Raw genomic sequence first — 21,507 nt, forward strand, 5'->3', positions numbered from 1 at the left:
CCAGCGGGCTTCGGCTTGTGGGAAGCCCCGTCGTTTACCACGGGGAGGAGGTCACTTAGTATAGGCTAGATCAACCACTTGCTGTCTGACAGTATCGACGTGCCCGATACAGAGGATGTAGTCAGCAAGTGGCTGTGACAAACGTATTCATCAAAACAGGAAACGGCATGGCTTCGACTGCAGATAGCACGCGAACCCTGTGGCGTACTCGCGCGTTACATCTTGCACGCCTCAAAAGACATACCTGCTATTCGATAGGTCTGAGAATGAATCGGGACTCACAACTCTAGGGTTGAACAACCAGTAGATTGTCTGGAATCAGTACCGCTGAAAGCTACTGGCTCGGCTGTCCCGAAAGGGTCTGCTGGTCGTCATCACAACGTGGGATGTATTCCTCGCCACCGAACCACCGGATGAAGACGCCACGGCGAGAGCGGAGACGCTCGGCAGTCGTCTCGCCGATTTGATCACGATCGGTGAGCATTGTCGCGTACATTACCCACCCGGCGAGGTCGCCCACCGTCTCGAAGTCGTCGGCCAGCGCTCGTTTCGCAGCCGCCGCAGTGAGGCCCAGATGGGTCCCGATCCACTGTTTCGAGACCGGTTCGTCAGCCGGGTCGAGCGCCCCGGAGCGAATCTCCTGTAGCCGACGCAGGTTGCTCCGGCGGTTCCCCTTCTTCCACAGGACGTCGTCGTATCGGCGGGCGAGCGCGATCTCTTCGACGTCGGTCAGCCCGTCGATGTCGGCCGTCTCGATGTCGACGTCCGACGGTGACGGTGCTGTGTTCTCCGGGTACTCCCGGTGGGCGAACTTCGTCCGAAGGCCGTCCGCCTTGAGGTCCTGCGACCGGACTGTCCAGGTATCGCCGGTCAGTTCCCGTTTCACGAAGTTCGTCGCGAACAGATGTTGACCTCCACTATCCCCCGGCTGGGACAGCTTCCCCTGCGGGTGAGCGATTACTCCAGAGGTAACTCACAGGTTCGTGCGCTGTTCGTTGGGGTTTCTGCCGGGGCGTCTGTGGTCGAACGCCACTGATGATTGTCCCACTGGAACCGCACGGGCCGGGCCATCGGCCTGACTGCTCCGCTCGCGTGTTCGGCGAGGATGTTTCGAGCACCGACGAGGTCGGCGTGCCCACGGAACTGACACCGCTGGCAATAAAACGAGTCGCCGTCCCGGACGGTGTTCTCACGAACTCCGCACCGTGGGCATCGCTGGCTCGTCCACGCTTCGGAGACTTCCCGAACGTCGATCCCGTACTCTTCGCTGACACACGAGAGCCGGTCAGTGAACCGGCGGTGCGCCCAAAACGAGTGCGTCTTTTGATTTACTTTGACACACCAGTGATCCGTGACGATATCCGTGAGGTCACCTACGAAGACGGTCGCCACGCCTTCGGCGTGGAGTCGCTTGACGAGCGTGCGAACGAGAGCATCCTGAGCGTGGTTGCGCTGGCGGGTGCGTTTGCGATACAGCCGTTTGATCCGCCGGCTGGAGCGACGGCCTTCAGGAAGTTTCCCAGCGAGGGCTGCGATATGCTCTGTGATGGCTCGATACTGATCAAAGAGCGGTCGTCCCTCGAAGAGATACTGTGACCCACCGCTCGTCGAGCAGGCGACCAGATTGTTCGCGCCAATATCCACAGCGGCTTCTGTTTCACCCAGTGACGTCTCCAGGGCGGACTGATTAACGGCGACTGATTGGTACGCCCGGTACTGCTTTGCGACCTCATCATAGCTGATCACCAGACGTCCCCGCGTGCCGTTCCACCGTGGAACCCCGCGAATCGGCAGTCGTAGCCGTTCGCGGTACCCGAGACCGAACTCCTCTTTCAATTTCTGGCCGATTAGGAGGTCGATCCGAGAACGAGACCCCCACTCGATAGTGTATGTATCGTTCCGCAGATAGACCCGGAGATCACGCCCATCGTCCTGATTCCCCCAGTACCCCGGCGGACTTGTCGAGTGTTCTTTTCGACGCTCGAAGAACGACCGCCACGCCTCGTCGTTCACGCGCCGTACCGTCTGGACCGTCGCGGCACCGAGGCGGCTCTTATACCGGTCCCCACAGTCCGACCCCTCCCAGACGGGATCACCCGCGAAGAGCCGTTGGCGGCGTTCGTACGTCAACTCGTTCCAGAAGCTCGCTGACGCATCCAGCAACCGTCGGAGACACTCCTCGTCGTTGAGGTCTGGTGCGATCACAAACGTATTCGTGCGTCTCATGATTCAGCCACCTGCACCCGCTTGGGTTCGATAAATCGCTGGAGCGTCCCTCCGAACGGCGTGTTCACCCTTGTCCCCCGATGTAGAGACCACTGGTTGGCTCATTCTGCGTCACAGTCGTGACAGACGATACGCTCGGGAAACCCGATTCGGCCACAGACGGGACACTCGACCAACGGGGTCGGTGGCAGATTCTCCCACTCGCAGAGTGCGGCCCGGATGTGTTCTCGAACGTCGGGTGAATCTGCCCGGGTAAGCGCCTGTGCGAGGTGCATTCGGAGCCGTTCACGGGCCGTCATTCACCCTCCGGCCGGCCGTGCTAAGCCGTGATCTGTACGCTTCTGGAAGTCGATGGCCCCGTCTCGACACTAGATCGGCCTGTTGTGGGACGTCTCGGTACATCGCAGGGCGGTCTGAAGCGACATCGCATTTAACGATAGAGTCGGATGCGCCGACTACTGACCGGCGTTTATCACTACGTCTCCGGGAGTCGTCGACGGCGACTTCGAGCCCGAACGTCGGAGCGAGCAGGGCGATTGCCAGCTGGCAGGCGCGGTCGCCATCGGCATCCGGCCCCCAGTCGAATCCGCCCGGCGAGACCGGGTGAACGAACAGGTGCTTATCGAGAAGGGCGTCGCCGGCGTAGACGAGGGTGCCGCCGATGGTCCGCTCGCCGCGGTACCGTCGGGCGCGATGCGTGGATCGTCGATAGTTGGTTGACATCGTTGTGGGTGTGGTGTCGATCGGGTACGGGCCCGGTTTGGTTCGAGGCAATCAAGTCTCGATCCGCGGCGCGAGCATCCGGGTGATGGCACCATCGCCGTCGGCGAGTTCGTACGAGAGGATCAGTGGGAAGTCCTCGCCGAGGTCGAGCGTTACTGGGGTCCCCGCCGGGATCGTCCGGACGAGCTTCTTGCAGTAGTCCAGATTGAAGAGCGTGCTCGCCTCCCCGGCAGCGAGGACCTCGATGTCGTCACCGTCGAGTTCGAGCGTGACGGCGTCGGTGTCGCCTTCGGCTTCGATGACGAGTGCATCAACTCCGGCTTCCATCCGGAGTCGAACGTGGTCGGCGACCAGATCGGCCGCCTTCACCCCTCGCTGAAGGGCATCACGGTCGACGGTTACCGCTGCCGACAGGTCGAATTCGGGGAGCGTCGGTTCCGCCCGGATGGTCTTCGAGTCGATACAGGCCATTGAATAACGGAGCCCGTCAACCACGACGATCAGCTTTCCCGATTCCGGGTCGAGAAACAGCTGCACCAGGTCGTCTTTACTGGCGAGACGGACCGGGTCGGCGAGCCGGTCGAGGTTCAGTCCCAGCGTCCCTGGGCTGGCCTCGAAGGACTCGAACGCCGCTGCCTCGAGTTCGAGATCGTCCATCGCGACATTCGCGGAGTCGACCGCCCGGACAGTCAGGCCGTCCTCGGTGACACGGATTCGGGCCTCGTCGACGAGTGCCCGCAGCGAGGAGAGGGCGGTCTTCAGGTAAGCGGCTTGGATCGTCGCCCGGAACGAGGCCGGCGGCTCGTCGGGAACGCCCTCGGCAGGAGTTGTTTCCTCAGTCGAATCCTCGCCATCGGGGTCCGCTGTCGATTCGGGATGGTCATTCGGCGTGGACTCACCGTCGTCGTCAGCCGGTGTCGGGGGCTCTGTTTCAGGCTGTTCGAGAGTGGGCTCGGGCCCGCGGTTCGGTTCGATATCTGAATCAGTGCTCATAGCAGGTGTGTGGGATTAGTCGAGCGAGCCCTGACCGACCGAGTTCAGGCATTCGTTCGATGACCCCTCGCCCATTTGCATTCGCTCAATAGCAATCTCGAGGCTCTCCGCTACCGCGCCACTGCCAGCCGAGACTCACTCTCGGCGGACGGGTGGCAGCCAGTCGCAGTTCGGACAGAACGCCTCGTACACCCCCAGTATCTCTTCGAGCTCCCAGCTCCCGCTGTCGCGGAACAGGACGCCGGCACGGACGATCGTGTGAACGTTTCCGTGACCGCACGCCGGACAGGGCGCTCCTGGTCTCCAGCCGGCCCGCTCGAGATCGATGACCTGTTCGGAGCTACCAGCTGTGCCTTCCGCACCCGCTGATGAAGTCACGCGTTCCCCCGCCGAGGCTGGTCGTCTCCCCCGTCGAGGACGGTCTGGAGTTCGTTCCACCGCGCACGAACCGTCATCGGGGTGACCTCGGCAGCGTCGGCGAGCGCTGCCTGGGTGACTCGTTCGTCCTGTTCTCGGGCTGCCTGATACACACAGCCAGCCGCGACACCCGCGGGATTGTATCCGTTCGCGACACCGGTGCGCACTGCCTGTTTCGCGAGCGCCGCTGCTCGCTGGTTGGTTTCCGCAGAGAGGTCGAGTGCCGAGGTGACTCTCGGGACGTACTCGAGAGGCTCCATCGGGACTGTCGGCAGTTCGAGCTCCCGGTTGAGCACGCTGTATGCGTTTTGAACGCGCTCGTGGGAGACGGCTGAGGTCACGCCGACTTCCTGGAGCGTTCGGGGCAGCCCGCCACACCGACAGGCGGCGTAGACGCTCGCGGCGGCCATCGCTTCGATCGACCGGCCACGGATGAGGTCCTCGCCGGCAGCGGTCCGGTACAGGCGACAGGCCTGATCGCGAAGGCTCCGTGGGAGGTCGAGTGCGCCGACGATTCGTCGAACCTCCGCAAGGCCGTGGGCGAGATTCTGATCGGCCTTGCTGGACCACCGCCCACGCCGGTGCTCGCGACGGAGGCGAGCGATCTGGTGACGCTTCTGTCCCGATAGCGTGGTGCCGTTCGCATCGGTCCTGTCGAAGCCGATTTCGCCTGACAGCCCTCGGTCGTGGCGGGTCGGCGTCAGCGGTGGCCCGGTTCGCTCGCGCCTGTCGCGCTCGTCATCGTCGAATGCCCGCCACTCTGGGCCGTGGTCGATTGGGCGGTCCTCGACGACCAGCCCGCAGTCCTCGCAGGCCGTCTCGATGCTGTTCGTGTGGACGATCCCACCGCACTCCGGACAGACTGGGCCGGATTGCTCTCCATTGTAGACATCCTCGTCGAACGTCCGCTCGTAGATATCTCTCAGTGACATGGTTCATGTGGGGATTGACGCTATCGGTCGGCTCCCTCACTCCGTTGTAGGTGGTAAATCAGATCGGAGGCGGCCACCGCGCTCCTACATCGAGACGAGCACGGCAGGACGCTACAAATTCAAAACGGGCGGATTACATGATTGCGAAACTACCGCACCATCCAGCACGCGCCCGCTCAATACGGCTCGACGATATCCAACACGTCCGTCGCTTCATACCGGCGATTTCGTTGCTGACCGGTCGTCTCGCGCAGGACTCCGTCGTCCCACAGCTGGCGGACCCACTTGTTGACTGCCGGTTGGGACCGGCCTGTCGCCTCGACCGCTTGAGGCTCGGTGAAGTACGGTTGGCGGATTATGAAGTCGATCAGCTCAGTGACAACCGCTCCGGCCCCTGCGTACTGCTCACGGTATCTTTCTCGGAGCGCGAGTAACTCCCGGGCGACGGTGTATGCCTCACGGCTCTGGGTCGCAATTCCTTCCAGAAAGAACTCGACCCATTCAGTCCACGCGCCTTCCTGACTGACTGCGAGTAACCGATCGAGGTAGGTCTCACGTCGCTCGTTGAAATACGCCGACGGATACAGATACGGCCCCGGAAGGATATCACGCCGATACAGCGCAAGCATGATCAACAGCCGTCCCATCCGGCCGTTCCCATCGTGAAACGGGTGGATCGCCTCGAACTGGTAGTGGACGAGCGCGATCTCGATGAGCGGTGCATACTTCGACTCCGTCCGGAGGTACTGTAACAAACTCCGAAGCGCATACGGGACGCTCGCAGGCGGCGTCGGGACGAACCGAGCTTCATCGAGCGATTGTCCGGGCTCGCCGATACCGACGAGTTCGTCACGGAACTCACCGGGGTGCTTCTCTGCACCGCGGACCCCGCTCATGAGCACCTCGTGAAGTTGCTGAAGCAGCGACCGGTCGATCTCTTCACCCGCCTCGAGGAGTTCGATCCCGAGACGTGTTGCGTCGATGTAGTTGGCCGCCTCGGCGATGTCGGCGCGCTCGGTGTCGGTCGTGCCGACATCTTCTCCGGCCTCACGACGGTACAGGTCCGAGAGCGTCACCCGCGAAATCGTCTCGATGCTCGAGGAATCAGCCGCTTCACGGTGAACTAACGGACTGAGAATGACCTCGGGGGAGTCCAGCCACGTCTCGAGGTCGGATAACTGTCCGAGTGCGTACATTGCCTCGCCATTCTGCGTAACGAGATCGTGTGACGGGTCGAGATCCGGCGGGAGTGGATCCGGACTGTAGGTGAAGATCCCGTCGACCATCTCGATCTCGCCAGGAGAGTGCTCAACAAAATCTTCGGGCCGCATTGTTATCTACCACCTCAATTGTGGCATGTTTAGATAATTGTTTGGCTTTCCAGTTATCTAAAGGGCCGCTGAGCGGTCAGTAGGATAACCGCAGACGAACTTCGCTTTCAGTACCTCCGAGGGTACGTCAGCGGGTTTTTGCCGACAGCCACTGGTGCTGCCCTCGTCCACGCGAGGACTCGACTCTGTCGGTCGGCACCCGCATCCCATTGTAGATGCTCAACCAGTCGCATCTGCGCTCTTCCGGAGCAACGAGATTCCAGTGTCCTCGTTGGTTGCGATCCAGCCAGTAGTTACCCCACAGAATCCCCTGCCATGGAGCGTGGGGTAACTACTGCCGGATGGAAACTTAGTTGAAGCGGTTGTGGGGTCTATGTGGGGATCGTCCGAAAACGCGCACTCTGGAGTCTCTATTGGCGATACAACTAAGCACAGCTAACGAGTGTAGAATGTGAGGCTGTCTAGAGCCTCACGATCGGAATTGGTAGAATTCCAATGAATAGTAGCAACTACCCTGATAAGAAGTTATCGGGAACTCAAAACGAGACGACAGAACCGAACACGACAGATGCGACCGCTCTCACGCGGCCGACCGACACGCCATCCCAGCACTTCCGAGCCGACCGGAAGCGCCGCCAGCGTGCCGGCTCCCCCCAGGACCGCTCCACACTGGTGCGGGCGCTCACGGGGTTGCTGCACGCACTCGTGCATGACGACACCGAGTCGTCTGCGAGCAGCGCGACTGACGGGTCGGAGATTGACGAGTCGACGGCGTACACTGAACGGACCGCCTCGAAGGGCGAGTACGGCACCCGGACGGAACCCGTCGACGGCGTCTACGGACACACCGCTGACGGTGATCCGGTGGTTGCCCCGACCGGGCGACTCGCCGCGAGCCGCATCGACGCCAACTGGACGCCCGGCGACACGCTCTACGAGCCAGACAAGGCTGGAGCAGTCACCGCGGCGACCGGCACGAACGCGAGTTTCCTCTTCGCCGAGCAATCCGGCGACCAGGCGACGACGTTCGCGATCGACTACGACCACACGGCGGGCCCGACGCTCGTCGACCCGAACGGTGAGCGTATGATCGGTATCGCGAGCGGCCTCGAGCCGATGATGGCACGGACAACTCCCGCGACGACGCAGGACACTGCCCCAGGTCACCTCGCCTCGCTGCTGCCCGCTCGCTCCCATTCCAAAGAATGGGACAGTGGTGTCGATCACGAGCTGCTCGAGACGCTGCCAGCCGCCGAACAGGCGCGCCTGCGCCGTCTCCGTGCGCTCGACATCCCGACCGACTCGACACCCGAAGATGCGACCGAGGGTGTTCCGACGGCCGAGTTGGAAGTGCAGACGCCCGACGGGCGACTCACTCCACTCGGTGAGCTGTTCGACGAACCCGAACAGTTTGCGCGGAGTTCACTCGAATCGATCGAGTACTCTCTCGCGGTCGAAGCCGAGATGCGCCGCGTCACTGACGGCATCCTGACTGCCCGGACCGATCCGGACATCCAGCCAGGTGACGTCGAACTGATGGGCCATGCAAAGTGGCTGGCCAACCGGTACGACGAATACGCCGAGACCAGGCCATCTAGTGCCGAGCTTGCAGCAGCTCGAGAGAAACGTCAGGCTGAGGCCTACCGCAGGCGGATCCGGCCACTCACCGATCTCGACGCCGATCGGCACGACCAGGTCTCCCAAATGGTGGACCGACTGCTGAGCGACGAGTTCGATCGTGTGGTCGAGATTCGCAAGTCACGGCTGACGCTGGCGATTGCGCTCGCGAAGCGCCTCCATGACGGGGCCGATCCGACACAGGCCCTGCTCAGACAGGCCGACGCCGAGGCGACCGACCCAGGAAACATCCTGCGAGTCGGCAACGTCCGGTACACGCCCGTCAAGGCGACGCGTGGGCGATTCTCGACCCAGGGAACGATCCTCCGACTATTCGAGGATACCCATCCCGACATCAAGCAGGCCGGTCTGCTGAGTGATGATACCGGCGTCATCAAATTCGCAATCTGGAAAAAGAGCGAGTGGGACGAGACGCGACCGACGCCCGACCCGACGGACGACGGCCGAACGCTCATTCGTTCACACCGCCATCCAGAGCTGCACGAAGGCGATGTTGTTCGCTGTGAAGACGTCATCAAGCGTTGGTACAACGGCGACCCGACGTTCGAAACGCGCCGGGATAGCACGTTGACCATCGTCGAGCGACAGATGGACGCTGCGTCGACTAGCGCTCGCATCCTGGAGGACCGGTAATGTCGAATTCGTAGTACAACAGACCAGTAGCGAACTGTAGCACGGCGAGTCCCTGACCGGACTCAGAACTCTAACACCCTCTTTCGACGCCGACCGACTGACTGCCACGAGCCGCAGGACTCGGTGTATGCCGACTCTCCTGACCCTCCCGCTTGATCTCAGGTCGCTCCTCTCGATACGTTACCCCACAGATGCAATTCTGTGATTATTGTGGGGTAACGATACGGGCTGACGAACGATTGCGGCAACCGAACTAGACGGCTATATCCAAGCGCCGCCAGAAGTCGGAGCAATGGATTCGTCCACCCTATTGTGTTTGTTCTCTGGTCGCGTCGAGGAACGAGACGGAGAGTACGTCGTCACGATACCCCAACAGGAGGTCGATCTTGGGGCGCTCGAATCCGAGGAGACGTACCGCGTTGGAGTCTATCCCGGTGTGTCCACACCATCAGGGGCCGCCGACCGCCCGGACTCGACAATTGCTGACGATGATTCCGGAGATGCCCGATTCGCTCGGCGAAAGGAGGCATCTCATCCGACTCGTGATTCCACCACGTCGACATCGTCCTCGACGGCCAGTCCGTCAGCCTCGACCGACAGCACACCGGACCAGCCCCCCGTGACAGAGGGAGAGAAACGTCGTCTCCAGATTGAGGACGTCGGCGACCAAGGTGACGGCCTCGCTCGTGTCGGGCCCGGCTACGTCGTGTTCGTTCCTGACACCGAGATCGGCCAGCAGCCGCTCGTCCGCATAACCACGGTTCGCGAAAACGTTGCGTTCGCCGAGGTTCTTGAGCAGTGACCTTCGACTGTTGCTACTCTATCACCCTGATGTCCGAACGAGCCTGAGTGGAGTATCCGGAACGTGCGGACCAAGTTCGCGTTGGCCGATGATGCCGCTTTCCTCAGGGCAACTCGCCTGCACCTCCACGGTCAGGAGCAGTCCGACTAGGGCTTCACCTGAGACGACCACTGAGACGTCCATCTCGTTTCCACAGTCGCCACAGGGGACCGATTGCACCGATATATCGGCGTTCCGTATCGCGTCCCCTGCCTGAGCCACACGCTTGCCGAGTTCGGCGACGGCGATGTTGATTGCGTCTTGGGCGGTGGCGACGCCATGGACGATCCACGGGATCGAGAAGGTCACTTCGTGCCAATCCGTGTCTGTTGTCGTGGTCATTGATTGTGAATGGTGTCGAGCGGCTGTATGTCGTCGCTGTTCGAAGGGTTAGGGAGGTATTTTCATCGAGAACTGAGCGGACCGGTTCCCTCGCTATGGCCCCAGAATATCTCTGAAACCACCTGTCTAGGACTGCATGCGCAGGTTCCGTGAGATGGGAATACATACTCATCTATGGGTTGATCACACAGATAGTCGCGAGGGCCTCACCGTAGAAGCCACGTGACCGCTCATCTACTCGCTTGTGCCCACTCACCTACTAGTTTGTGTCTACTCACCTGCCTGTTTGTGACTGCGAAAGTGGCTGGAGTCATGTGAGCCTCCGATCCCGACTGATCGATGGCAGTTACCCCACTATCTAACAATCAATGAGTCTGTGGGGTAACGATCTTCGAATGTCGAGAGCGCCCGCGTTACCGAGACGGCCCTTCTGACCGTCCCGATGGGCTGCTATCTTTCAGCCCAAGCTCCGTCGCAGCTTCTGTCGCAGCCTCCTCGATCGGCCCGATGTCACCGCCGTAGTGCTCGGCCGCTGCTGCCGACCGCGCCGCGCCACGCTCGAACTCCGCAATTCGCGCTCTGGTTTGGTCGACTGCTTCCGTTAGCCACGCCTCCCGGACTCCCTCGTCGACGGTCACGATCGACTCGGGTTCGATGGCGACGTTGACGCGGTCTCCCGCCTCGTAGGGTCGGAGCTTCCCCACGACGGCGACGTACGACGGCGTGGCCGCCTGCTGGAGGAACTGCATCGCCTCGGGTTGATACTGCCCCGCGTAGACGAACACGGGCTCTGAACCGGCGTAGATGCGCCCACGCCAGTACTCGGTGCTTGATCCGACATCCCTCGCCTCGGTGAGCGCCCCGACGATCAGGACACGGTTCACCGCGACGCCAGTCGGCGACAGGCTGAGGACTGGTGCCCGCTCCTCCTCGGACTCCTGGAATGTGTGCGTCGACGCGTTGATCTCCTGAGCGAGCATCCGCCGGGTCGGCTGACGGGCGGTCACAGCGGGATCGAGTTGGTCGGAACTGAGGTCCTCATCGGTGGGCCCGCTCGCCACGTCGTCGACGAGGAAGTACTCGCCCACCACCGGACCGGTCAGCCGGCACGGTTGGCCCAGCACACGTTCGATGAGCGCGTCCACGACCACACCGGTGTCGAGGGCGTCCATGGCCATCGCCTGGGCTTCTTCCATCGATAGGCCCGAGACAGCGGCAGTCGCCTCCGCGTCGAAGATGGCGTTGATCGACCGGCTGCCATCGTCGACGACTGCCTTGATCCGCAGATCGAACTCCCCCTCGACGGCGCCGTGTTCGGCACACCGCCCGCCCGAGAGCACCCGGGTACAGTCCGCCTCGGGACAGCGCTTGATCAGCCCCGAGCCCTCCTGAACGTCGACGATCGTCCCGCCGATGGTGACCCCCTCGGCAGCGGCACTGACCGTCGTCTCACTGGGCTCGACCACCGTCGCCGAGTTCAGGCTCACCGAGTACCGGCCCTGGTATTCGTCAGTGACAATATTCTGGAAGCAGTACGTCTCGCCCTCGACCAGTTCGGGGAGACCAGCGCTCTCCCACTTCACGAACTTGAGCCGGCCCGACTCGTCGCCGAGTAGTCCGACTTGGGCGATTGTCTCACTCCGGGGTTCCCATAGGTCGACGACTTCGGCGACGATGTCGATCCACTGGTCGGCTTCCTCGACGTCATCGAGTAACACGCGCTCGAAGCGCGATCCCTTCGAGTACCCGGCCAGCCGGGCGAGTTCAGGCGGGAGGTCCGACTGCTCAAGCCCCGCCTCGCTCACGAGTCCCCGGACGACCGTCCGCACTGCTTCGTCCGCTGGGACGCGGTGGGCGACCAGTTCGTCTAGACGCTGTTCGATCTCCTGTCGGGTGTGCCCTACCTTGACCGCCGATGCATCGTCACTCGCCGGAGTGGCGATCTCGTCAAGGTGGGTAGTGATGGTTTCCGCGCGGTCCTGCAGTTCGGGCGTGGTTGTCTGCGACATCTCGAAGCTCTCCTGAGGATGCTCGGAACACTGTTCGCGACCCTGACACCGCGTCGGGTTGTCACGTCGTGCTCGGCCTCCTCACTCCCTTGTTATTGATAAAGTCGGGCGGTCGGTGGTACCGAAGAGTGTGCCTGCGGCTTCACGATCGGGATCACGCACTGAAACCGCGTCTTTGCAGTTCCCACTGGATTCAAATACGTTCGGTTCCATCTCTCGGGTAGATGGCGCAACAGTCGTCGCGTATCGTTCGCGAGGTTCACGACGAACCTCATATCGAAGGCAGTCGCATTACAGTGAGGCACATCTACGAACGTGTCCATGGACGAGGGCTCCGTCCAGAAACGGTTGCCGAGCGCCACAACCTCGATATTGCGGATGTCTATCATGCGCTGGCGTACTACCACGACCACCCTGAAGAGATGCAGGAGGTCGAAGCCCAGCGTGAGAAGGCGATCGAGTCTGCCAGGGAGAAAACGACGATCTCCCCGCCCGATGAGTAATGGGCCCACCGATCTTGCTTGACGAGAATCTCGAACACGAGGTCCTCCATCGTCTTCGAAACTACGGCTACGAGGCCGAACACATTGATCTCCACGAGAACCTCCAGAAGGGAGATGAGGACGAGACCCTCGCCCAGTACTCATTAGAAAACGACGTCCTCATGGTGACGTATGATGATGACTTCGAAGCACACTACGACGAATCCGATTACTGGGGCGTACTCCTTTTAATGGATAATGACTGGTCAGCGACCGACGTCGCTGATACAGTTCACCAGATCCTTAATCTGTATCCGCCTCAGGCACTCCAGCAAATGAACGTCGTCGGCAGAGAGTGGTTGTAGCTTACTCGGTGTCGAAAGCGATCCGAGCGAGGATTCGCTGGAAGTCCTCGCTCGGATACATAGCGTTGTTGTCGAACTCCAACTCAAGTTCGGGAAACAACAGCGAAGAGGCTGCTAGATTCATTTGCCTTGTCTCGGCTGTTTCAATCTAACAGTGAGAAGAGCTTAATTGGTCGCACGGCCGGCAGCATCGAGCATCTGCTCGCGAGCTGCTTTGACGTCCGAGTATAACTCAAGGGCGTGTCCGATCAGACGCCGATCCTCCTCGTTGGCCTGCCAGTCTCGGATGACATCACGTCGTTCGCGGATCTCCGTACTCGACAGGGTCCCATCCGCGAGGGACTGTTCGAGTTCCTCCCAGGTCTCGACACCGTAGGCCTCCTGCCAGTCCTCGATCTCCTCGGCAATGGCTGTCAGTTCGGCCTGGAGCTGCTCGCGTGTGTGCTCCTCGATGAGCTGCCGAAGCTCGTCGAACAACAGCCGAGTGTAATCGGGCTGGTACAGCGTCGACTCGCCTGCGTCGACGCGGTGCAATTGTCCCCGGTCGACGAGGTCGTCGAGTTCCTGATTCGTGGTGCTCCAGGCAGTCTCGGCCTGGTCACTGATCCAGTTGGTCGACCGGGGTTCGCTAAGCAGACCTCGAGACCCGCTTCGATGCCGAGGTCGTCGCGGACGGCGGGTACGCACCCCGATACAACATCGCGCCTGGCGACGACCTCCACATCATCACGAACGAGGCTCCAGACGAGATCGATGCCTACCATTGGGGGCTGATTCCGTTCTGGACGGATGAGCCCGAGGAGGGGATCATCAACGCTCGCTCCGAGACTGCCGACGAGAAGCGCGTCTTCGAGCGAGCTTGGAAATCCCGTCCCTGTCTGGTGCCCTCCTCAGGGTTCTACGAGTGGAAAGCACCGAACGGCGGGGCGAAACAGCCCTACCGGATTTACCGTGAGGACGATCCCACGTTCGCGATGGCCGGCCTCTGGGACGTCTGGGAGGGCGACGACGAGACAATCTCGTGCGTCACGATTCTCACGATGGAGCCGAACGACCTGATGAACTCAATCCACGACCGGATGCCGGTCGTCCTCCCGAAGGATACTGAGTCCGACTGGCTCGCCGCAGATCCGGACACCCGCAAGGAACTGTGTCAGCCGTACCCGAAGGACGATCTAGATGCTTACGAGATCTCGACGCGAGTTAACAACCCCGGCAACGACGATTCCCAGGTCATCGAGCCGCTGGACCACGAGCAATCGGGCGTCGGCGAGTTCAGTGCCTGATAGCTGACGGCGTCACGGTCACTCTATTGGCGACGCAGCTGCCGAATCGACGAGCGAGTACTCTCGATCCCGGATGGTACCTTCTGCCGTGAGGCGGTCTTCGAGATGCTTACGCTCGGCCTTATCCAAGTGTGCCTTCCCCTGAGAGAGCATACGTACTATGCGACGATGACCCGTCTGTTATCAGGCTAGCACCCATCTTGATCATCTGATTCCGTGTCCGATGGCCATGTTGGGCCCTCTGGGCGGGGGATCTCCTCAACCAAATCCTTCTCGAACTGCGAAGCTCTCCAGGCTATCACGTTCTCCTTCCGCTGGACGTACTTTTCGTCGGTATCCAGCCACCGGGCAATCTCCTCGTACCTGTGATCAGCACAGAGCAGCATCATCACTGCGAAATCGAAGCGATCGAGATTGCTCTCGTTTGCATCGGCATCAATCCGGTCAAGGAACGCCTGTGAGGCATCACCGACGAACTCCATCAGTATCTCATACAGCTCTTCGTCATCAAATCCATCAAACGTGAATCCTTCCGTGATGTTGTTCCTAGGGTCACTCTCTTCGGTATCCCAGCGAATCTCTTCGATGGTTGCTCTTTCACAGTCGTGAAGTCTCGATAGGCGCTCTGGATTCTCCTGTTCCCAGGTTGTGATTGTGTCGGCTACTGCCTCAGATTGAGCGTGTTCGATATAGGGCTCACACCCCCGCTTCGCGATGACTGACTCGATGTTCTTTCCCGAGATCGTCAGCAGCACGGAGGCACATCGATCAGTCTGTTCGAGGATTTGTGCGACTTCGCGACGCGATTCAAGTTCGTCAAGGCCTGCACGTTTCTGCGCGTCGTGGACGAGGTTGTTTCTGCGTTCTTTGACCTCGACAAGCGATCCGTGGTCACCTCCGGTCAGTATTTGGATATCACAGAGTTTCTCTAATCGCTTCGCGTGCCCCATACTCCGGACGTGCTCTGTGATGCTGTCGAGACGAGCTTCCTCGCGAAAGAGTTCGTTGAGGACCGTTTCTGTCGTCAGCTCTTCGATGAGTGCCGAGGCGAGGAGGAGATACGAAAAGAATGACCGCTCAACGTCGCTGTCGATCTCGTCGGCGGACCGGAGTTTTTCAGCGATTTCAGTACGCTGTTCGAGATAATACTCGAGGACGTTGTCTGAGTGCCCGACGAGAGAGTTTTGGCGTTCTACGTAGGCAACTTGGAGGAGTAATTCCTTCTCGAAAGGGGTGCTCTCACTCAGCTTCTGGCACTTCTGGAGCGAAGTTGTGGGGAGATGGCGAGTCAAATAATCGATGTCGTCGTAGACGAGCGGCGTATTCGTCGGGCAATTGTCTACGATTGACTGAAAGTCGTCGTTGTCAGCGAGCTCGCTGAGTGCAGCACGTATCTCGCCGACGCTAAGCTTCCGGACATCTTCTGACGCGTCTGAGCCTTCACCGACCGGAACGACGCGGTACGACGCATCTCCAACGATGACGACCGGCCCTTCCAGATCGAGAACCTGATATTCCCCGATTGGGCTCAGAGAGACTGTCTCTGCGTCTATTGCGAACGATACGTCGAGATCAGTATCGTCGCCCACGCGTCAAAAACTGCAAAGGGCTCTATTCGACCTGGGCTTCGTACTCGTCCCAAAGCGTGTCGATGTCCGTGCCGGTCTCCTCAGAGATATGGCGCAGCAACTGCGCCCTGTTCTCGAACCGACGGAGCTGGCCCTTTGCGCTCATAGTAGGACATAATCGCTCCTGCAGTAATAAATCACGGGGGTGCATGCTCTCGGTCAACAAAACACGACCTACCAGTGCTATAATCACCTCGTAGACGACGCGCTGGTGCGACATGATCGAGTCGATGCTCTTCTGGCAATGGGCACTGATTTGCTATTGCTCTTCTGAGACGGTGTCTGAGACGTCTGAAAGTGACTGATTCTGTAATCGACCAGCAGGATAGAGGACGAACTCAAAAACGCGTCGGAGTCCTCGGCCCCCTCCACGGAGGTTGTCGAGGATGAACTCAAAGACGCAGCGGAGTCCTCGGCCCCCTCCACGAAGGTTGACATGCCGAAACGGGCCTGATCTGGAAAAATTTGGATGCCGACACTCCTGCCGCGTTAGAGGTCTTCGTCGCTTCGTCGCGTGGACTCTACCGACGGCACTCGGCAGACCATCGTCGCGCACCTACTGGCAAACGGTGAGGACCCCGAAGAGCTACGCTGTCCGGCCGTGGTAGACCTCAGTGACCTCAACAACCCACCAAGCGAGTCCCGGGTAACGGAAGTACGGCTTCGATGGCGCCACGCCCATTTTAATCGATCCGATCCGTGGGGGACCAAACGGCACCAACCGCTCCGCGCTATGTCTCTTCTACGATTTCGCGAGGAGGCTCAATGTCCAGAGGCGTTGAGGCTCTTCCGACGAGTGTCCGCCGATCTCGGAGCGTGTGTACACAACCGGCAAGCGTGAACGTTGCGGCGACGAATATGGCGTACCCAAACCCACCCATGTACGAGAACGGCGCGACCCCGACCGCGGCAACCACGATTAACGTCGAGAACACGGCTCCCAGCGTGAGATAGAACTGACTCCAGGGGATGTCGTCCTGCGGCACCACATCGAGGTAGACATCGAACGTTTGGAACTCCTCGGTCATAGTGATCGTCCCGCGATCCTTGTCGTAGACGACGGCGCTTACCCGGTCCATCATCGGCAGGTGCGTCTGGTGGAGCGCGGTATACACCCGCTTGCGTTGTTTCGGTGTCACGGCCTGGCGGTCGATGCGGTTCTCCCACGCTGCGAGTTGTTCGGAGAGGTCGCGGATCGTCACCGAATCGTCCACCTGCCACAGGTAGTGGATAGTATACCGACGCCGCCGATTACTCAGCGTCTCGAACACCACTTCTGTCGTCAGGTGTGTCTCGTCCGACAGTCCCTGATTACCGGCTGTGGTTCCGGACTTCGTTGCTTGCACTCCAGTTTTCATGTTCATGTATTTACATCCGTATATAAAAACCTACTCGTCGATTTTAACAATTAACACGGAAGAACCTCACCTCACGGATTAGCCGATATTCTCCGATTGGATGGTCTCTATCTGTTGTTTATTCAGCCCGACTGGTGATACGGTCCTCATACCTATGATTACTGACAACGTACTCAACCACGACGATGATCCGACACTACACCACGGACGTACTGACAGCCCTTCGTTGCCCAGAGTACACCGGCGAGAACCGGTGTCTTCCGTGTACCGCGGTCAACCTCGTCCTCGCGGCGGCACTAGCCGCTGTGGTTGCGTTCGTGTCCGTTCCACTCGGGGCCGCCGTCGCGACGGTATCGCTCGCCGCCATCTACCTCCGCGGCTACCTCGTTCCCGGCACCCCCGAACTCACGAAACGGTACCTCCCCGAGCGCGTCCTCGCGTGGTTCGGGAAGGCCGACGCCCCGGCGACGCCCGGGGAGACGGCGTTCGATACGGTCGGCTTTCTCGACCGCTACGGGGTCGTCGTCGATGTCGGCGACGACGTCGCTCTCGCTCCGGCGTTCGCGCGCCGTCTCGACGACGCGGCGCTCGGGCTCGACACCGACGCGGCGATGCGGGCCGCGTCGGCCGACCTGCTCGGCGTCGACCCCGATCGGGTGTCCTTCGCGAGCGGGGGTGGGTCGTGGCGCGTCCTGGTCGACGGGTCGGTCTTCGGCCGGTGGGAGTCGAAGGTGGCGTTCGTCGCCGACCTCGCCGCCCACCGCACGCTCTCGACGTGGACCGACGAGTGGGCGTCGGTCCCGGGGGCCGCCCGCGGCCGGACGCTCTCGGCGATCCGCGCGTGTCTCAACTCCTGTCCCGCGTGTGCGGGGACGATCCGGCTCGGCACCGAGACGGTGAGCTCCTGCTGCCGGGAATACGAGGTCGTCGCCGCCACCTGCGCCGACTGCGACGCCCGGCTGTTCGAGACCGGCGCCGGCGCCGTCGCCGCCGCCGAATAACACGGTCGTCGCGCCGCCACACCTCGCGACCGTTCGCCGGATTCTCCCGCCTCAGCCCCCCAGCCGACGCCACCGGTCTGCCGGGTCGTCGTCCCCGTGATCGTATCCGTTTGCCTCCAACCGAGTCTACGGTTGTCGTGGAGACCGCTCGCTACTGTCGAAACTGTGGCGTCGACGCCGTTGCGCCGCGGTCCCGATTCGTCCGACCGACGGCCGACCGCGCGGGACAAGTACGCCGGACCGGACTTGCGACACCGTCGATCGTGGCTGCGTTCAACACACTCCCTCAGCTCGGTTCGTGATCGGCACTCGACCGAACCGTGGGGTCGGCGTTCGACCTGGAAAAAAGAGTCGTCTCAGAACAGTCGGGCGCAGAGCCGCTTGATCCGTCCCCGGACGCCGAGCCGTTCGGCCAGCAGCTGGTAGACCGTCGAGGCGGCGAAGGCGCCCAGGAACCCCGTCGCCGGGATCAGGGGATCGACGGCGGCGAACCCGGGAACTGCGGCCAGCGACGCGACCGTGATGAAAAGCCCCGCCACACCCAGGGCGCGGTAGTACTCCCCCCACGTCACGCCCAGGCGCGTGGTGACGTCCATATACCGCCCGAGTTGTCTCGCCTCCGCGCACGCGGAGACCGTCTTCCGATCGGGGTCGTACGCGACCAGCCCGAGGTCGTCCATCTTCGGGAGGTGTGTCTGGTGAAGGGCGTTGTAGACGCTCTCCCGGAGCGCCCGCGGCGCGGGATGTGATCCGGACTCGGTCGCGGCGATGGCCTCGGAGAGCTCACGCAGGGAGACCGGCTCCGGCTGTCCCCACAGTTCTGCGAGCGTCTCGCGCCTGCGCGCGCTACTCAGAACGTGGTAGACCTCCACTTCTGGAAGTACGGATCGTTGAAACATCGGCTTACCAGACGTGCTACGGTGGCATATGTATAGACCGACTGCCACGTTCCGCCCGAGCGGCACGCTCGGCGTACCGATCCGGCCCGAATCGCGTCCGGACCGGTACGCTCACCGGACCAACCGGTATGATCTCGGACTCGACCGGTATGATCCACATATGTGGCCGGTATAACCGGCGTACGCAGCGGTATTGGCTTCGTACCAGCGCCCCAAATTCCGATAACGATTCGTTAAAAACAGGCGTTTTGGGGCTGAAACGCCTGAATCTGTGCATAGGTAATACCCCCCGAGTGCTGGGGTGAGTCATCCCGATCGGTACTGCCGGCCCGCGGTGGGTCGTCGCCCGGCGGGAACCCAGACCAATGACAGACGACAACAACCAGAAGCTGTACGACCTCTCCCGCCGCCGCGTGCTCGCCGGCCTCGGCGCCGTCGGCCTCGCCTCCGCGGGAGCGGGCCTCGGGACCTCCGCGTTCTTCAGCGACCAGGAGGACTTCGAGGGGAACGAACTGACCGCGGGCACACTAGACGTGCTCGTGGACTGGGAGGAACACTACTACGACGGCTCGGCCGGGCGCGACCTCGTCGAGCTCGTCCCCGAGAGCGACATCGACATCCTCGACGACAATCAGTACATCCTCCCTGCGGTCGAGAACCCGGACGCCCGCGCGGTCGCCATCCGGTTCCTCGGCGAGGGCACCTTCCAGGAGAACAAGGACGCGTTCTGGGACGCCACCTCAATCGAGGCGCTCCCGGACGGCGATAATGACGGCATTCAGGACGAGTTCAGCGACGATCAAGTCTGCAACGGCGAGGCCGGCCTGACGAACGTGGGCAACGCGGACGCCGAGGAACTCTCCGAGGGCCTCTACGCGCCCAACCGGACGAGCAACGACGTGACCGCCCCTGGCGACCCGCTGATCAACTTGGATGATGTCAAGCCCGGCGACTTTGGCGAGGTCACCTTCTCGTTCCACCTGTGTGACAACCCCGGTTACGTCTGGCTGAACGGCATGCTGAACGAGGATTTCACCGGCGAGGGGATCCTCACCGAGCCCGAGCGCAACGACCCCGACGAGATGGAGGGCGTCGTGGAGCTGCTCGACGAGATGCAGGTCCGAATGTGGTACGACCCGGACTGTGACAACCAGGTCGAGCGGCGCGGCGAGGTCGATATCATGCTTGCTATCGACACCTCCGGCTCGATTACGGGCCAGGAGCAGACCGATCTCGAGGACGGCGTCGCAACCTTCGTGGACGCCCTCCCGACGGACGGCTCCGCACAGGTCGGCGCGGTCAGCTTCGGCGACGACAGCGTGACCGGCCTCTCCGGGCTGGTCGACCCCGGCAACTTCAGTCTGGGAAGTCTCAGCTACGGCGCTGACACCCCGATGCCCGGCGCGATAGACATCGCGGATCAGGTGCTCGACGACCAAGGTCGGCCGGACGCTCTCCCCGTCGTGGTGGTCGTCACCGACGGCGGCCCGAACTACGGCGAGAACGAGACGGACCCAAGCTACAGCGCCAGCGTGGGCGGTAGCTCGTACTCCGCACCGCGTGGCGCCGGCTTCTCCGCCGACGACAACAGCCCCGGCTACGACAACAACGACTCCGACCCCGCGACGGTCACGGAAGCTGAGCAGGACGAGACCGCCCTGGTCGCCGACGCGGTCAAGGCCAACCCCGACGGCTCCCGGATCGCGGTGCTCAACGTCGCACCTGGTACCACGGAACTCGGCGGCGGACGCGACCTGAGCGACTACCTCGAGGACGAGATCGCGAGCGCGGGCTTCTACAACCAGATCCCGATCAGCAACTTCCCCGGCGTCGCCGACGACATTGCCGCCGAGGTCGTGGTCGAAGAGGAGGTCTTCTTCAACGGCAGCCTCCGGACGGCGCTCTCGGCGCTCTCGGAAAATGAGGGCCGCGGTGTGCCGCTGGACGGCAACCGCGTGACGACCTTCGACGAGCTGGCCGACCCCGAGGACGACCCGAACCGCGACCCGTTCACGGGCGCGGGCGTCACCCACTGCGTTGGCTTCCAGTGGTGGCTTCCGGTCAACCACGCGAACCAGATTCAGGGCGACAAGGCCGGCTTCGACATCGGCTTCTACGCCGAGCAGGCCCGGCACAACACCGGCGTCGGGATGATCCCAGAGGACGGGAACGCCACCGGAACCGGGAACACCACCGAAACCGGGAACACCACCGAAACCGGGAACACCACGACCGAACAGTTGAGCTGATCAGGTAACATCGTACCTCATCGGCTCACCTCCACCCTACGGTCGTATCATAGGGTGCGCTGACAGCACCGAAACCGTCTGTTCATATCAGCGACGGTGGTGCTGAGACCCGGATCGGACGCGGACCGGCCGCGGGCCGACACGGCGGTTCGGG

18 protein-coding genes and 2 pseudogenes are annotated in these 21,507 nt (G+C 61.7%); 7 read left to right on the top strand and 13 right to left on the bottom strand.

Going from position 1 to position 21,507, the window contains the following annotated elements; all coding sequences use genetic code 11:
* Positions 1-334: 334 nt before the first annotated feature.
* The 6 genes from DP107_RS17775 to DP107_RS17800 all read right to left on the bottom strand — a co-directional run bounded on the left by DP107_RS17775 (position 335) and on the right by DP107_RS17800 (position 6,577).
* Positions 335-886, bottom strand: coding sequence for a hypothetical protein (locus DP107_RS17775; protein ID WP_144263456.1), 552 nt, complete (start codon positions 884-886; stop codon positions 335-337).
* Between the two features lie 71 nt (positions 887-957).
* Positions 958-2,226 (bottom strand): RNA-guided endonuclease InsQ/TnpB family protein, encoded by a 1,269-nt coding sequence (locus DP107_RS17780; RefSeq protein ID WP_238330935.1) that lies wholly within the window; start codon positions 2,224-2,226, stop codon positions 958-960.
* A 285-nt stretch (positions 2,227-2,511) separates the two neighbouring features.
* Positions 2,512-2,949: a DUF6166 domain-containing protein gene (locus tag DP107_RS21555; protein WP_394348556.1), complete on the bottom strand. Its 438-nt coding sequence runs from the start codon at positions 2,947-2,949 to the stop codon at positions 2,512-2,514.
* A 51-nt stretch (positions 2,950-3,000) separates the two neighbouring features.
* The gene (locus DP107_RS17790) at positions 3,001-3,942 is read right to left on the bottom strand and encodes a DNA polymerase sliding clamp (RefSeq protein WP_144263458.1); all 942 of its coding nucleotides are present in this window, start codon (positions 3,940-3,942) and stop codon (positions 3,001-3,003) included.
* Between the two features lie 374 nt (positions 3,943-4,316).
* Positions 4,317-5,291 carry a transcription initiation factor IIB gene (locus tag DP107_RS17795; RefSeq protein WP_144263459.1) on the bottom strand — a complete coding sequence of 325 codons (975 nt, stop codon included), beginning with the start codon at positions 5,289-5,291 and terminating at the stop codon, positions 4,317-4,319.
* Positions 5,292-5,467: 176 nt separating this feature from the next.
* Complete coding sequence (locus DP107_RS17800; protein WP_238330936.1) at positions 5,468-6,577, bottom strand: Fic family protein; 1,110 nt, start codon at positions 6,575-6,577, stop codon at positions 5,468-5,470.
* A gap of 909 nt (positions 6,578-7,486) precedes the next feature.
* Here DP107_RS17800 and DP107_RS17805 point away from each other — a divergent pair.
* Complete coding sequence (locus DP107_RS17805; protein ID WP_144263461.1) at positions 7,487-8,893, top strand: hypothetical protein; 1,407 nt, start codon at positions 7,487-7,489, stop codon at positions 8,891-8,893.
* 292 nt (positions 8,894-9,185) lie between these two features.
* Positions 9,186-9,695, top strand: coding sequence for a TRAM domain-containing protein (locus DP107_RS17810; RefSeq protein WP_144263462.1), 510 nt, complete (start codon positions 9,186-9,188; stop codon positions 9,693-9,695).
* 21 nt (positions 9,696-9,716) lie between these two features.
* On the opposite strand, the gene DP107_RS17815 is transcribed toward DP107_RS17810, so the two are convergent.
* On the bottom strand, positions 9,717-10,076 hold the full coding sequence (locus DP107_RS17815; RefSeq protein WP_144263463.1) for a DUF555 domain-containing protein: 360 nt from the start codon (positions 10,074-10,076) through the stop codon (positions 9,717-9,719).
* Positions 10,077-11,110: 1,034 nt separating this feature from the next.
* Positions 11,111-12,085 (bottom strand): annotated as a pseudogene (locus DP107_RS21560) (hypothetical protein); the annotation flags it as partial.
* 224 nt (positions 12,086-12,309) lie between these two features.
* Between DP107_RS21560 and DP107_RS17825 the strand changes: the two are divergent.
* Positions 12,310-12,588, top strand: a complete 279-nt coding sequence (locus DP107_RS17825) for a DUF433 domain-containing protein (protein WP_144263464.1) — start codon at positions 12,310-12,312, stop codon at positions 12,586-12,588.
* Positions 12,588-12,932 (top strand): DUF5615 family PIN-like protein, encoded by a 345-nt coding sequence (locus DP107_RS17830; protein WP_144263465.1) that lies wholly within the window; start codon positions 12,588-12,590, stop codon positions 12,930-12,932. The genes DP107_RS17825 and DP107_RS17830 overlap by 1 nt, the downstream gene beginning before the upstream one ends.
* A gap of 165 nt (positions 12,933-13,097) precedes the next feature.
* Here the strand turns inward: DP107_RS17830 and DP107_RS17835 are convergent, their stop codons facing one another.
* Entirely contained in the window at positions 13,098-13,625 is a 528-nt protein-coding gene (locus DP107_RS17835; RefSeq protein WP_394348557.1) for a DUF7342 family protein, read from the bottom strand.
* Between DP107_RS17835 and DP107_RS17840 the strand changes: the two are divergent.
* Positions 13,565-14,218, top strand: a pseudogene (locus DP107_RS17840) (SOS response-associated peptidase); the annotation flags it as partial. The gene DP107_RS17835 and the pseudogene DP107_RS17840 sit on opposite strands and share 61 nt — an antisense overlap.
* Before the next feature lie 188 nt (positions 14,219-14,406).
* On the opposite strand, the gene DP107_RS17845 reads toward DP107_RS17840, so the two are convergent.
* The 3 genes from DP107_RS17845 to DP107_RS17850 form a co-directional block, all read right to left on the bottom strand.
* On the bottom strand, positions 14,407-15,807 hold the full coding sequence (locus tag DP107_RS17845; RefSeq protein WP_144263466.1) for a hypothetical protein: 1,401 nt from the start codon (positions 15,805-15,807) through the stop codon (positions 14,407-14,409).
* A gap of 22 nt (positions 15,808-15,829) precedes the next feature.
* Positions 15,830-15,952 (bottom strand): hypothetical protein, encoded by a 123-nt coding sequence (locus DP107_RS21185; protein WP_008528531.1) that lies wholly within the window; start codon positions 15,950-15,952, stop codon positions 15,830-15,832.
* A 625-nt stretch (positions 15,953-16,577) separates the two neighbouring features.
* A complete protein-coding gene (locus DP107_RS17850) occupies positions 16,578-17,204 on the bottom strand; it encodes a DUF7344 domain-containing protein (RefSeq protein WP_144263467.1) in 627 nt (208 codons plus the stop codon).
* 317 nt (positions 17,205-17,521) lie between these two features.
* Between DP107_RS17850 and DP107_RS17855 the strand changes: the two genes are divergently transcribed.
* The gene (locus DP107_RS17855) at positions 17,522-18,205 is read left to right on the top strand and encodes a hypothetical protein (protein WP_202877443.1); all 684 of its coding nucleotides are present in this window, start codon (positions 17,522-17,524) and stop codon (positions 18,203-18,205) included.
* A 356-nt stretch (positions 18,206-18,561) separates the two neighbouring features.
* Here the strand turns inward: DP107_RS17855 and DP107_RS17860 are convergent, their stop codons facing one another.
* Entirely contained in the window at positions 18,562-19,104 is a 543-nt protein-coding gene (locus DP107_RS17860; RefSeq protein ID WP_144263469.1) for a DUF7344 domain-containing protein, read from the bottom strand.
* A gap of 365 nt (positions 19,105-19,469) precedes the next feature.
* On the opposite strand from DP107_RS17860, the gene DP107_RS17865 reads away from it, so the two are divergent.
* The gene (locus DP107_RS17865; RefSeq protein ID WP_144263470.1) at positions 19,470-21,353 is read left to right on the top strand and encodes a VWA domain-containing protein; all 1,884 of its coding nucleotides are present in this window, start codon (positions 19,470-19,472) and stop codon (positions 21,351-21,353) included.
* Positions 21,354-21,507 lie beyond the last annotated feature (154 nt).

The sequence above is a fragment of the Haloglomus irregulare genome (genome assembly GCF_007421925.1).
Taxonomy (GTDB): Archaea; Halobacteriota; Halobacteria; order Halobacteriales; family Haloarculaceae; genus Haloglomus; species Haloglomus irregulare.